This window comes from Mesorhizobium sp. P2_C5_2 (assembly GCF_056404535.1).
The window spans coordinates 1012513-1025197 of the sequence record NZ_JBFUDV010000005.1; the positions used below are offsets into that span (position 1 = coordinate 1012513).

Here is a 12685-nt window from a genome sequence, read left to right on the forward strand (position 1 = left end):
TCTTGGTTTCACCACGATCTTATCCGAATACCTGAGACCACGTTTCGGGATCATGGTCTTCGGTCGAGGATTTCAGATGGCGCATAGGAACTGGCTGACAGCAGGCGCACTCTGCGTCATCGTTGCCGTAGCCGCCGGCGCCTACTTCTATTCGGGGCAGCCGACCGCGTCCCAGCAGGCTCCTGCCGGCGACAGCCAGGCGATGATCCTTCCCGTCGATCCGAGGCCGCTGGTAGTGGCGACGAAAGGCGGAGACAAATCCTTCACCATCGAAATCGCGAACACCGAAGCAGAGCGCGAGGCCGGTCTGATGTTCCGTCAGGACATGGCGGACGATCATGGCATGCTGTTCGTGTTCGAGATGCAGAAGCAGGTCGGCTTCTGGATGCGCAACACGCCGATGCCGCTCGACCTGATCTTTGTCGGCCAGGACGGCAAGATCCGGGCAGTCAAGCATGGCGAGCCGCTGTCCGAGGCGGTCATCTCGCCAGGTGTGCCGGTGCGCTTCGTGCTCGAGCTCAAGGCCGGCATCGCCGCCAAGAACGGCATCGGATATGGCGATCTGCTGCGCCATCCGGCCGTTGGCACCGTGTCCGGGCCTGGCATGCCGCCGGCGGACAAGGGCGATTCGCCGACGCCCGGCGCCGGCTGAGCGGCGTCGATGCAGTTCTTTTCGCATGACGGGTTCGATCTAGCCTTCCTCGACCGCCAGCCGGCGTCGGGTAATGGCGATCCGGTGCTGATGATCCACGGCTTTGCCTCCAGCCACTATGTCAACTGGGTATCGCCGGGCTGGTTCAAGACGCTGAACGATGCCGGTTATCGCGCCATCGCCTTCGACAATCGCGGCCACGGCTCTTCGTCGAAGAGCTATGACGAGGCCGACTACACGCCGGCCAAAATGGCCTCGGATGCGGCAGCGCTACTCGACCATCTCGGCATTGGCCGCGCGCATGTCATGGGCTATTCGATGGGCGCGCGAATCTCGGCGTTCCTGGCGCTGTCCGATCCGGACAAGGTGGCGACGCTGGTCTTCGGCGGCCTCGGCATCGGCATGGTTGACGGCGTCGGCGATTGGGACCCGATCGCCGAAGCGCTGCTGGCCGATGATCCGGCCGCCACCAGCCATCCACGCGGGCGCTCGTTCCGCGCCTTTGCCGATCAGACACGCAGCGACCGCCGGGCGCTGGCCGCCTGCATCGCAAAGTCGCGCGAATTGCTCAGCGAGGACGACATGACGCGCATCGCCCAACCGACGCTGATTGCGGTTGGGACGACAGACGATATCGGCGGTTCGCCCGACGAGCTTGCCGCGCTGATGCCGAATGCCAGGGCGTTTCACATCGACGGTCGCGACCATATGCTGGCCGTCGGCGACAAGACCTTCAAGCAGCGCGTGCTGGAGTTTTATGCCGAAAATCCGCTCTGAGGCGGATGGCGATCTGAATCGGTGGCGCTCTTGCCTCAAACCGGAACCGCCATGGTCGAGCTCCTCGTCACCTATATGGAGATGGCCGCGCCGCCGTCAGGTAGGGCTTTTGTGCTGACAGAGCCGGTTACGGTTGCGCCGGAAAGGCTGGACCGCGCCAGTTACATCAGTCTCTACCGCGCCGTCGGCGAGCCTGTGCAGTGGGATCAGCGGCTGCGCATGGCGGCCGAAGACCTCGAGCGCCTTTTGGCGCTACCCTCGACACATATCCATGTGCTGCGCGTCGAGGGCGTGGCCGCCGGCCTGTGCGAATTCAATGGCGTCGGCAAACCTGACGTCGAACTGGTTCATTTTGGGCTGGTTCCCGCTTTCCATGGCCGCAGGCTCGGGCCGTTCTTGCTCGACCAGGCGCTTCGCGCCGTCTGGTCGTATGCGCCGCAAAGGGTCTGGCTTCATACCGACACTTACGACCATCCGTCGGCGCAATCGGTCTACGGCCGGGCAGGCTTCAAGCCTTACGCGCAACGCATGGAGACATTTCCCGACTAATGCTGCGACCGCGATCAGCCGGTCAGTCTTGCGCAAGAGCCTCGATCGAGCGCGCGATGTTCTGCCTCGCCTGCGGTTCGAACCGGCGCCGGAATTCGTCGGTGTGGAAGATGTGGTCGCGGGCGAGAAAACTCTTCAGGACAGCGCTGCGGCCGGCGCGCCACATCGACTCCTCGACCCAGGCATATTCGAGCCGGACCGCACGCTCATAGGCATCGAACGTAGCCGGCGCGGCGCCCAGGATCGACAGGTCCATGTCGAGGAACAGGCTGGCATCGCGAAGCGCCGCTGCGTCGTCGAAGGACGGCAGTTGGTGCGTGGCGGTGGCGAGGATCATCTCAGCGATGCGGCTTAAGCGTTCCGCATCGGTGCGTCCAGCCAGGTTTTTCTCGGCAAGGGCCGCACTTTGCGCCTCATTGTCCTTGGCCTTGCTGTCATAGATGGCATCGTGGAACCAGATCGCGGCCTCTACGGCTTCGGGATCATGCAGCGATGCGCGATAGTCGCCGGCCAGCGCCAGCATCGCCTCGATATGTCTGAGGTTGTGGTAGTGGCGGTCTTCGGCCCGATAGAGCGCCGAGAGTTCTCGCTTCAGCGGTTCGTCGATCAAGTGCTGGTCTTTCAAGTTTGTCATCCGTCCAGTTTAACCGGCCCCAGCCCCTCGGAGTCAAAACCAATCATTTCAAACCTTGCGCGGGCCGGGGCTCTGGGGAATGTTGCCATTCCATTCAACCAAGGAGGCTGACATGACGAATACCTTGCCGGGGACGATCGACATGAAGCTGGAGGCCGTCATCATTGCGGTTGCGGATGCCGAGCGCTCCAAGCGTTTTTATGGTGGCCTCGGTTGGCGGCTCGATGCCGACTTCGTCGTCGGCGATGCGTTCCGGGTCGTGCAGTTCACGCCGCCGGGTTCGCCATGTTCGATCCACTTCGGCAAAGGCCTGACGACAGCCGCGCCAGGCTCGGCCAAAGGACTTTATCTCGTCGTATCCGATATCGTGGCGGCGCATGCCGAACTCGTGGCGCGCGGCGTCGAGGCAAGCGAGGTGTTCCACCGTACTGGCCCCGGTCAGCCGCCGGTCAGCGGCAGGCATCCGGAAGGGCGCAGCTATTCCTCCTATGTCACGTTCAGCGATCCGGACGGCAACAGTTTTATCCTGCAGGAGATCACCCAGCGCTTGCCCGGGCGCGTGGACGCCGGCGACGCGATATTTACCTCGTCGGGCGAGCTTGCCGCGGCGCTTAGGCGCGCGGCAGCCGCACATGGCGAGCACGAGAAGCGGACCGGCGGACAGCACGATGTGAACTGGCCCGACTGGTACGCCGAATATATGGTGGCGGAACAGGCAGGAAAGCCGCTGCCGACTTGAACGGCGCCCTTGGGTTCGCCGAGCACAAGATCGCTGCGCCTTCCGCATGGGGCAGGTGCGGAAGGCCAGTTTTCCGGTTCCCGGTGATCAAGGGTTCGTTTTCCATGGCGGCTTGAATCTGCGTGAACCAAATCCATTTGATGAAGCACTAAGGAAAATTGAGTTCAATCGTGCTATGATCTGGCCTATATGTGCGGCCGGACAACAAGCCGGCAGGCCGGAGACGTCGATGAACAGCATTACGATTGCCCGCCCCACAATGGTGCAGCCGGTCGATCCGATCTGGCGCTCGATCCGCGACGAGGCGATGGAAGCGGTCAACCGCGACCCGCTTCTGGCGGCGTTCCTCTATTCGACCATTCTCAACCAGGAGAGCCTGGAAGAAGCGGTCATCCACCGGATCGCCGAGCGGCTTGCGCATCAGGACATCGGTTCCGACCTCATCCGCCAGACGTTCAAATCGATGCTGGCCGACGACAAGGAATGGTCGTCCACCGTGCGTGTCGACATCCAGGCCTATTACGATCGCGATCCGGCCTGCGACCGCTTCATCATGCCGGTGCTCTATTTCAAAGGTTTTCACGCCATCCAGACGCACAGGCTGGCGCATTGGCTGTGGAACCAGGGCCGCAAGGATTTCGCGCTCTATCTGCAGAGCCGCTCGTCTTCGGTGTTCCAGACCGACATCAATCCGGCCGCCCGCATCGGCAAGGGCATCTTCATCGACCACGCCACCGGCCTCGTCGTCGGCGAGACGGCTGTGATCGAGGACGATGTGTCGATCCTGCACGGCGTGACGCTGGGCGGCACCGGCAAGGCCGGCGGCGACCGTCACCCGAAGATTCGCTACGGCGTGTTGATCGGCGCCGGCGCCAAGATTCTCGGCAATATCGAGGTCGGCCATTGCTCGAAGATCGCGGCAGGTTCGGTGGTGCTGTCGCCGGTGCCGCACAACAAGACGGTTGCAGGTGTGCCGGCCCGTGTCGTCGGCGAGACCGGCTGCGACCAGCCTTCGCGCCAGATGGACCAGCTTTTGCCATCGCAGTCGATGGACCAGGTCGTCAGCTTCGACATCTGATCTGCACGATCCGGTGTGCCGGGCTGAAGTCCGGCTGCCGGCGCTGTTGCCGCTTAACTTCGCGTTCTATCCAGCCGGCTTGCCTTTACATCGCCATTGTCGACGTGCCAGAAGCGCGTTCCAACGAGCAAGCCCGACGATCGGAGAAGACTTTTGAAGCCGGACGAAATCAGAAAGCTGGACGCCTATTTCAAGCGCGTCTTCCAGAATCCCAAACTCGAAGTGAAGGCGCGGCCGCGCAAGGAAGATTCGGCCGAGGTCTATGTCGGTGACGAGTTCCTCGGCATCGTCTTCAAGGACGAAGACGACGGCGATTACAATTTCTCGATGGCGATCCTCGACATCGATCTGGCCTGAGCCAGGGCCTTGCGGCTGACCGGACCTGCCATGGTGCAGGCCGGCAGCCTTTCACATTCAGAAAATATGCAACGAATTCGGGCAGCTATCTCGCTGCCTTGAGGACGCGTGTGGCCTCGGCGACGATTGCCGCGTCGAGCGCCTGCCAATTGCCCAGGAACTCCTGGGGAAAGCGGTAGGTCAGGCTGAGGCCGTCGCCGACCTGGATGTCGCGCTCGCAGGGCGCCAGCGATTCCTCGGCACTTGGTCCGCTTAGGCAGCGGGCGACGAATGGGTCCTTGCTGGGGCGGCCGGCAACCGCAAGCACCTCGTTGAGATAGCCCGATTTTTCGTTGAAACCGTAAATCGTCGTGCCTCCGGGGCCGGGCGTGCCGGGCTGGCTGATCAGCGCGCTGTAGATCGGCGCGAAACGGCCGCTCATGTCGCGCGACATCATCTGGTGCTCGAACGACAGGAAGATGATGTTTTTGGCCGTTCCCATGTGGTTGAAATCGTCGCGGGCGGCCTCGCTGTAACCCTCCATCTGGGGATAGCGCAGATAGAGGTCGAGGCGCGAAGCGATGCCGTCGCGGCGCGCCTGCAGGAAGCGGATGGCGTTGGCCGGCACGGCAATGACATTGTCGCCGATCACAACCCGGTGGATTGTGGTGTCGTCGGTATAGCCGGCCATGGCGATCGAGCGGCCGAACCATTTGCCGCCAAGGCTGATCGCCAACGACAGCAGCGCAAGCGCCGCAAAGGCATAAAACACCCGCTTCATCAGCACGGAATCGACGACGTTGAATTCTTCGGCGGTCGCTGCCTGCTTCATCGCAATCCCCACAATGGCCGCTCCTGTCCTTGGACGGCACACATGCCGCGGCATGGCTCTTGCAACGCGGCTGTCGGACGCGACTGTGCGATTTCATGGTAAACGGAAGGTAAAGATGAGCCTGCTGATGCCCGTTCTCTTCGCTTTTGCCGTCGGGCTCACCGCCTGCGGGCTCACCGGATCCGTGATGGAACTGGCGGCCGGCCGCCGGCTTGCGTTTGCCGAGCCCTATGTATCGCCGTCGCATATCCTGCGCTCGCTGGCCGCGACCGCTTGCGCCGGGCCGTTCATGCTCGCCAACGATGCGCTCGATGCGCGGCGCGAAGGCCGCATTTCGACGCTGATGCTGATGTCGTGCGGCTGCACCGTGATGGCCTGGGCGCTGGCGCTGGGCATCGTGCTGATCGCCATTGCCTCCTGGGGCGTCGGCTCTCCCGGAGCGGCTCAGCTTTTGGTGGAATCGCTGGCCCGGTATTTGTCTTGACCTGAAAACCGTTACGCGGTTTCCCTAGGAAAAACCGCCACGCGGTTTTCCTCGGATTGTTTTAGGGTTCGTCCCGGCCTGAGACGAATCGGAGACTAAAATGCCGACCTATGCGATCGACGGAAAGGCGCCCCGTTTCGAGGATTCCGACAGCAACTGGATCGCGCCGGACGCCACGTTGATCGGCGACATCGAGGTCGGCCGCAATGCCGGCTTCTGGTTCGGCGTGGTCATCCGCGGTGACAATGAGCCAATCGTCATCGGCGCCGACAGCAATGTCCAGGAACACACGGTGATGCACACCGACCCCGGCTTTCCGCTGACGATCGGGCAAGGCTGCACCATCGGCCACCGCGCTTTGCTGCATGGCTGCACGATCGGCGACAACAGCCTGATCGGCATGGGCGCCATCGTCCTCAACGGCGCCAGGATCGGCAAGAACTCACTGGTCGGCGCCGGCGCGCTGGTCACAGAAGGCAAGGAATTCCCTGATAATTCGCTGATCGTCGGCTCGCCCGCGCGGGTAGTCAGGACGCTGGACGAGGCCGCGATTGCCAGGCTGCGCGCCTCTGCCGCGCACTATGTCGCCAACGGCAAGCGGTTCAAGGCCGGGCTGAAAGAGACGTAAGGCCGGCCGGCCAATCCTTGTTGCCTGCGGTTTTTTGCGCCTAACTCACCGTCTGTCGGAGCCGCGCCCGCTCATCGCATCGCGCAGCAATGAAGCGCCGGCTTCAAAGCCGGCATTGTCGGCTTCCTCAAGGGGCGTCGTATGGTCATCAATCCGGGTTTCGAGCGCCGGGTCGGCGGCCCGCCGCCAAAAGCAGGCGGATCGCCTCGACACTGCGGATGGCCACCGCATAGTGAAGCGGCGTCCAGTCGTTCACGCCCCGCATGTCGGGGTCGGCGCCGCCGTCGATCAGCGCCCGGACGATTTCCAGTCTATCGGTTCGGTCGGTGGACAGCGCAGCAATGATTGCCGGAAACCCGCCGTGATCCTGATAATTCGGGTCCGAGCCCGCATCCAACAAGGTCGAGATGAACCCGGCCGGACTCCAATAGATCGCATATTCCAGCGGATGCCCGAGGCCGAGCTCGAATGGCATGCGCTCATCGAACCAGCGTGGCGAACTGCCCAAGGCCACGCCGAGGCCCTCGAAATCGCCGGCCTTGAACGCATCGTCGATAGCCTTGAACAGGCGATGGCGCTCGCATCGATCTTCCGGGATTTCCAACATCGCCGTGATCCAGAAGGTGAAATCAACGGCATATAGTGCTTCGATCTTCTGCGCGTGAAAAGGCGTGTCGCGATCTTCAGGTGCGCCTGGCGGCTCGATGAGATCAGTGATCAAGCGTTCGTCTTTGTTGGGGGGGCACTTCTTGGCAAACATTAGTGCTCAAATTGACATCGGACGGCTCTTGGTCGCTTATTGTTGCAACTGGAAGATGGCCGTCAATGCATAAATCTAAGTCGTGGAGGTAGCTTACTTGCATGCCGCCCGAGTTCGTCGAGCTAAGCCCGAAACCTACTCTGCTAGTCGTCATTTTCCTTGCCGGCGTCCTTGCGGGCATGGTTTTGGAGCGTTTCCTGTCGAGGAAGCGACGGCAGGCATGGAGGGCAAGGAACCGCGCGCGCTGGGCGAGAGAGCGCAGTGGGGGCGACATCCTTAGCGGCCTGTGGGTCGCCCCGAAGCCTGTTTCCGCGCCACCGAAACCGACTGATCCTGCTGACCAGTTGCGGATTGTTATGGAGGCGAACTTCACTGTTCAACCGCTCCTCAACAGGAGCGAGGTGCGCGTCTTCAAAGAGCTTGATCGCATGGTGATCGGCTGCAATCCGGGGTGGCAGGTGATGGCCCAAGTGTCATTGGGCGAAATTCTGCGCAGCAAGGATGCCGACGCCTACAGCTGCATCAACTCGAAACGGGTGGACCTTCTTCTTGTAGACGAGAACTGTCTGCCTCGACATGCAGTCGAATACCAAGGTCATGCGCATCATCAAGGTGCGGCTGCAGCGCGGGACGCGGTCAAGAAGGAAGCATTGCGGCGAGCAGGCATCGGCTATCACGAGATTGTTGGCGGCGAAACAACACCTTCGGAACTCAGGCGGCTGGTCGAGAAGCTCGTGGACAAGCCCTCGGCTGCGCAATAGCTCGCCTATGTTTGCCGTCTCGGGTGCGATCTGCTGCTTCGACCTTGCGGTAGAGATGGTGGAGCCGGCCCGGGGACGGGGCCGGCTCCTAAAACCCGGTCGTTGGGGACGGGGAGGGTGGGGACTCGACCGGGCTTTCTCGTCGCGTCCTGAGCGGGCGCGTTTTCTTGTTTCCGCGTCCTAGCGGACGCTGGCAACCGCGTCGGCGCGGCCGTCGTTGATGGTTACCCAGACGCCGGAATTCGTGTCGGACTGGCGCTTCAGATAGGTGTAGTCGGTGTCGGTCCAGGACAGCACCTTGGACTCCAGATTGTCGAGGATGAACTCGCCGAGGCTGGTGCGCACGGTCAGCACCGCATGGCCGTCGCCGTTCGGCTGGCGCGCCACCGTCATCAGCAGATTGCCGGCGGGAACGCCGAGCGCCATCAATTCGCGGCGCTTCTCCAGCGCATAATCCTCGCAGTCGCCGAAGCCGCTGTCGGGATAGGACCAGACCTCTTCCTTGCCCCACATTTCCATGTCGGTGCGCGGCACGATCCGGGTGTTGACCGAATTGTTGACGTTGACGATTGCCGCCCACAGCTTGCGGGTCAGTTCGACCGGCGCCTGCTTGGGCGTACGCTGCGCGCATTCCTGCGGCAGCTTCTGGCAGAATTCGTAATGGCCGACTGGCTGCGTGGTGCGGCCGCCAGTGTGCATGTAGGCCGGCCCCGCTGCTTCCGCCGTTCCCCAAGCGGAAAGCTGCATCGCCATTGCCAAGAGCAACAGCTTGCCCCACGTCTTCGCCATTTGGTCAGTCTCCCCGTTTGAGGAGACAATAGCAGCGTTGGATTTATTTGACGCAAAAACGCGAAGTAGACATTGAGTAAAACCTCAATAGAATACGCGTAAAATTTGATCTATTTTAATATAAAATTATTCAGGTCTCGGCGCAAAGTCCGAGCTTTCGCGACGCAGTTCTGGCTGAAGCCGCAGGCCTCAGGGGTCTGCTGCGGCGACGTCGGGTGTGGAGGGAGCAGGAGGAATGCCGGGCAACAAAAAAGCCGGCCGCGAAGGGCCGGTTCGTTTTTGCTGCGTGTTGCCGATCGTTCAGGCGCGTGGCGCGTTGAACTCGGAATCGAGTGTTTCCGGACGCTGGATGACAGCGAATTCGATGGCGACGCCGTCCTCGAAATGCCGCACCACCTGGCCGCGCATGGTTCCGAGCGTCACCTGGATGCCGAGCGCCGGCTTGACGTCGATCTCGACCGCCGCGCCCGACAAGGACAGGTCGATGATGCGGCACTGGTACTGACGCCCATCGGTGAGCTGCAGCACGCTGGTCGGGTTGCGCGGCGCCACGCGTTCGTGGCGGCGATCTTCCGGCAGGTCGAGCTCGTGCTTGTTGGCGAGCCAGGTCAACTGCGCGGCAAGCTTGTCCTTCTTGCGATCCGAGGCAATGACGGTCATGGCAAAGCCGTCCTGCGACGTGCGCGTCACCACGCCCTCGATGCGGCCGATATGATCGATATAGGCAATGACTTTTTCGCCCGGCATGCCGACACGGTCGGTGCGCAGCGCGACATTGCCCGGCGACATGTCGACCACCTGGCACGGGTGTTCGGTGCGGTCCTCCAGCATGAAGCGCCCGTAGATCTTGACCCGGACGCGCTGAAAGTTACGCCTTTCGGCGCGGGACGGCGCATATTCGACCGCCGCTGACCTCATGACTGCCTACACCCCTTGGCATTCCCGCGTCGTGCGTGGAACTTCACGCCGAAACGCTACAGCAAATCAGGTTAACAAAGGGGAAAAGCGGGCCGTCAATACTTAAGGTCGAGCCCTGGATTTGAGTCTAAGCGCGCCACTGTTGAGCACCATGCATTATTCCCCACGCCCACCGTCGAACACGACCAAGTGGCGGATGCGCCGCGACCGACCGAGCGCCGAGATGGTTTCCGGGGCGTCGAGCTCGGTGGGAGCCAGTGAGGGAACCGGTATTTCCGGCCGGTTTTTCAGGAACATCGGTTCCTTGTCGGGATCGATGACGCGAATGGCGTCGATCAGCGCGTCGGTGATCGGGTCTGCGCCCAGCCAGAACGGCTTTTCGACGGCGCTGACGACACCGAGGCAGCGCGGGTTCTCGACGCCACCGTCGAGGGGCAAGGCGAGGAGTTCAAAGCGGTTGGAACGGCCGTTGCGGCTGAACCCCTCATAGGTGATGAGCACCACGGATTTCTGCTCGAAAACGCCATGAATGAGCCGCGACACCAGCCGCTGGTCCTTGTCGCGCCACAACGAGGGAAACGAAAAACCCTTGAGTTCGCGGCCGTAGCCGGCGCAAAGCCTGGTGCCGGCAAGCCGGAACACCGCTTCGCCGCGCGTATCCTTTTCCAGGATGAAGGTGTCGGCCAAAAGCGCCTTGATATCGGCCGGTTCGACCTCCGAACGCTTTGGCGCAGCACGTCCATCACGCAGTCGGTTCCAATAATGGAACAGCGTGATTGATCCGTTCTGGTTCATGGTATGCAACTCCGCGCAATCTGCCGTCTGATGGTCCCATCGGTGAACAGAAAGGGCGCCCTCCGATGACCTACATGCGTTCCGGAGCAGGATGCGTGCCAGCGTCGTTAACACTTGTTCACGGGTCGGGGACGTTAAGGTTAACAAGTGGTTTACGTTGCGCGCCGACGGCCGTCGTGGCACACAAAAACCACTCCAGAAGCGGTCGTTTTAGCGACGACCAACAGCACTTCGGTCAAAAGTTTTAGGGGAGCAGGGGGCTCGACCAGCCGTTCAAGGGAAACCTTGGACGGCTTCTTTTTGATTCGCGTCCGGTGATTCGCGGTCGAGGCGCGTTGCGGCCAGCCAACAGCAACATTTGCCAATGGCTTCGAAGCGGTCGAGGCGTCTCGACGCCAAGCTTCCTGCCGTCGGCGAGCGATGAACGCGGCTGCCACCAGCTGGATCCCTCCAACTGATCCTTCTCCTCTCCCTCGCTTACGGCCAGGAGATATCGTCGGGAGGTTGGGCTACCTGTCTTCCCTAACCGCCGCTGATTGCCGTCAGGATAAAAACCTCGCTGCCGGGCGCGAGCCTGGTTTCCAGGGTTGCCTTCTCGCCATCGACGAAAACGTTCATATGGCGGCGGATGGCAGGGCGGGAATCGCACATCCGGTCGCGCATGCCGGGCCAGAGCGCGTCCAGCCCGTCGATCATTTCCTTCACGGTCGAGGCCGGCAGTTCGACCCGGCGCGGCGCGCCAGGAAACAGGTCGATGAGCACGCCCGGGAGCCGAGCGATGACATGGTGTACACTGCGGGCTGGGTTGTTCGACATTTGCCCTACTCGCCCACCACCATCGTCTCGACGGACAGAATCGTGGGCAGATGCTGAGCGATCTCCGACCAGTCTTCGCCTTCGTTGGCACTGGCAAAGAGCGAGCCGTCGCTGGTGCCGAAATAGACGCCGGCCGGCTCGAGGCTGTCGGTCGCCATAGCCTGCCGCAACACGCCCGCATAGCAGTTCTCCTGCGGCAGACCCTTGCGCTCGTCGAGCCATGTGGCGCCCGCATCCTCCGTCTTCCAGACCGCCGCCTTCGCGTCCGGCACGTAACGGCCGGCGCTGTCGCCGTTGAGCGGCAGAAGGAAGAGCGTGTCGGCGTCGCGCGGATGCGTGGCCGCAGGAAAACCGAAGGTCGAGGGAAGGCCCTTCTCGATGCTCTGCCAGTTCTTGCCGCCATCGTCGGAGCGGTACATGCCGCAATGGTTCTGCTGGTAGAGCCGGTCGGGCTTGCTGGGCGCCATCACCAGACAGTGCACGCACTGGCCGAATTCTGGATAGTTTTGTCCTTCGGGCAGGAAGTCGGCGCGGGTGCCACGGTTGCGCGGCTCCCACGTCTTGCCGCCGTCCCAGGTGTAGAACACGCCTGCGGACGAGATGCCCACCCAGATTTGCTCCTCGTCTCTGGGGTGCGTGACGATGGAATGGAGGATGAGGCCCGCGCCACCTGGGTTCCAGTCCTTGCGGCTTGGGTGATGCTGCAGGCCCTCGATGTGGCTCCAGGTGGCCCCGCCGTCGTCGGAGCGAAACAGGCCGGCCGGCTGCACGCCGGCATAGAGGTTGCCGTTGCGCCTGGCGAGGCTCCACACCGCCTTGATCGGTTCCTCGCCGGCCGCATAGGCCAAGCCTTCGCTGGAATGCGTCCAGGTCTGGCCAAGGTCGTCCGACTTCCAGACCGCCGGACCGAACCATTCGTTGCCGCCGGCGCCGTAGATGGCGCCGGTCTCGGGGTCGCCGACGACATGGTTCATCGGCCAGTGCTCGCAGAACGGACCGCGTAGCTTCCACGACCCGCGCTTGCCATCGCTCTCGGCGATGAAGGCGCCTTTTTTCGTGCCGATGAGCACGAGGATTTTTTCTGGCATTTTCTCCTCCCGATTGTGTCCATTTCATCAAGGACGGCGGAGCGCGGGC

17 protein-coding genes are annotated in these 12685 nt (G+C 62.3%); 9 read left to right on the forward strand and 8 right to left on the reverse strand.

Going from position 1 to position 12685, the window contains the following annotated elements; translation table 11 throughout:
- Positions 1-76 precede the first annotated feature (76 nt).
- From AC1D1B_RS23395 to AC1D1B_RS23405, 3 genes are read left to right on the forward strand one after another with little or no spacing between them, the layout of a single operon-like run.
- The gene (locus tag AC1D1B_RS23395) at positions 77-652 is read left to right on the forward strand and encodes a DUF192 domain-containing protein (RefSeq protein WP_477334734.1); all 576 of its coding nucleotides are present in this window, start codon (positions 77-79) and stop codon (positions 650-652) included.
- 9 nt (positions 653-661) lie between these two features.
- Entirely contained in the window at positions 662-1429 is a 768-nt protein-coding gene (locus tag AC1D1B_RS23400; protein WP_477334735.1) for an alpha/beta fold hydrolase, read from the forward strand.
- Positions 1430-1480: 51 nt separating this feature from the next.
- A complete protein-coding gene (locus tag AC1D1B_RS23405; RefSeq protein WP_477334736.1) occupies positions 1481-1978 on the forward strand; it encodes a GNAT family N-acetyltransferase in 498 nt (165 codons plus the stop codon).
- A gap of 22 nt (positions 1979-2000) precedes the next feature.
- On the opposite strand, the gene AC1D1B_RS23410 is transcribed toward AC1D1B_RS23405, so the two are convergent.
- Complete coding sequence (locus AC1D1B_RS23410) at positions 2001-2612, reverse strand: HD domain-containing protein (protein ID WP_477334737.1); 612 nt, start codon at positions 2610-2612, stop codon at positions 2001-2003.
- Positions 2613-2724: 112 nt separating this feature from the next.
- Here AC1D1B_RS23410 and AC1D1B_RS23415 point away from each other — a divergent pair, with 112 nt between their 5' ends.
- The 3 genes from AC1D1B_RS23415 (at position 2725) to AC1D1B_RS23425 (ending at position 4786) form a co-directional block, all read left to right on the forward strand.
- Entirely contained in the window at positions 2725-3351 is a 627-nt protein-coding gene (locus AC1D1B_RS23415; RefSeq protein ID WP_477334738.1) for a VOC family protein, read from the forward strand.
- A 229-nt stretch (positions 3352-3580) separates the two neighbouring features.
- Positions 3581-4429 (forward strand): serine O-acetyltransferase, encoded by an 849-nt coding sequence (cysE, locus tag AC1D1B_RS23420; RefSeq protein WP_142864913.1) that lies wholly within the window; start codon positions 3581-3583, stop codon positions 4427-4429.
- 153 nt (positions 4430-4582) lie between these two features.
- A complete protein-coding gene (locus AC1D1B_RS23425) occupies positions 4583-4786 on the forward strand; it encodes a DUF3126 family protein (RefSeq protein WP_006200852.1) in 204 nt (67 codons plus the stop codon).
- Between the two features lie 85 nt (positions 4787-4871).
- On the opposite strand, the gene AC1D1B_RS23430 is transcribed toward AC1D1B_RS23425, so the two are convergent.
- Entirely contained in the window at positions 4872-5597 is a 726-nt protein-coding gene (locus tag AC1D1B_RS23430; RefSeq protein WP_477334739.1) for a hypothetical protein, read from the reverse strand.
- Positions 5598-5712: 115 nt separating this feature from the next.
- On the opposite strand from AC1D1B_RS23430, the gene AC1D1B_RS23435 reads away from it, so the two are divergent.
- On the forward strand, positions 5713-6081 hold the full coding sequence (locus tag AC1D1B_RS23435) for a DUF6949 family protein (protein ID WP_477334740.1): 369 nt from the start codon (positions 5713-5715) through the stop codon (positions 6079-6081).
- Between the two features lie 100 nt (positions 6082-6181).
- Positions 6182-6709, forward strand: coding sequence for a gamma carbonic anhydrase family protein (locus AC1D1B_RS23440; protein WP_477334741.1), 528 nt, complete (start codon positions 6182-6184; stop codon positions 6707-6709).
- A 148-nt stretch (positions 6710-6857) separates the two neighbouring features.
- Here AC1D1B_RS23440 and AC1D1B_RS23445 read toward each other — a convergent pair whose 3' ends face one another.
- Positions 6858-7469 (reverse strand): ankyrin repeat domain-containing protein, encoded by a 612-nt coding sequence (locus AC1D1B_RS23445; RefSeq protein ID WP_477334742.1) that lies wholly within the window; start codon positions 7467-7469, stop codon positions 6858-6860.
- Positions 7470-7570: 101 nt separating this feature from the next.
- On the opposite strand from AC1D1B_RS23445, the gene AC1D1B_RS23450 reads away from it, so the two are divergent.
- Positions 7571-8230, forward strand: coding sequence for a DUF2726 domain-containing protein (locus AC1D1B_RS23450; RefSeq protein ID WP_477334743.1), 660 nt, complete (start codon positions 7571-7573; stop codon positions 8228-8230).
- Between the two features lie 180 nt (positions 8231-8410).
- On the opposite strand, the gene AC1D1B_RS23455 is transcribed toward AC1D1B_RS23450, so the two are convergent.
- The 5 genes from AC1D1B_RS23455 to AC1D1B_RS23475 form a co-directional block, all read right to left on the reverse strand.
- Positions 8411-9019, reverse strand: coding sequence for a transglutaminase-like cysteine peptidase (locus AC1D1B_RS23455; RefSeq protein ID WP_477334744.1), 609 nt, complete (start codon positions 9017-9019; stop codon positions 8411-8413).
- Positions 9020-9319: 300 nt separating this feature from the next.
- A complete protein-coding gene (locus tag AC1D1B_RS23460; protein ID WP_477267700.1) occupies positions 9320-9937 on the reverse strand; it encodes a PilZ domain-containing protein in 618 nt (205 codons plus the stop codon).
- A gap of 156 nt (positions 9938-10093) precedes the next feature.
- The gene (locus tag AC1D1B_RS23465; protein WP_477334745.1) at positions 10094-10732 is read right to left on the reverse strand and encodes a PAS domain-containing protein; all 639 of its coding nucleotides are present in this window, start codon (positions 10730-10732) and stop codon (positions 10094-10096) included.
- 522 nt (positions 10733-11254) lie between these two features.
- Entirely contained in the window at positions 11255-11494 is a 240-nt protein-coding gene (locus tag AC1D1B_RS23470) for a MoaD/ThiS family protein (RefSeq protein ID WP_477334746.1), read from the reverse strand.
- 59 nt (positions 11495-11553) lie between these two features.
- Positions 11554-12636 carry a WD40/YVTN/BNR-like repeat-containing protein gene (locus AC1D1B_RS23475; protein ID WP_477334747.1) on the reverse strand — a complete coding sequence of 361 codons (1083 nt, stop codon included), beginning with the start codon at positions 12634-12636 and terminating at the stop codon, positions 11554-11556.
- Between the last annotated feature and the right edge of the window lie 49 nt (positions 12637-12685).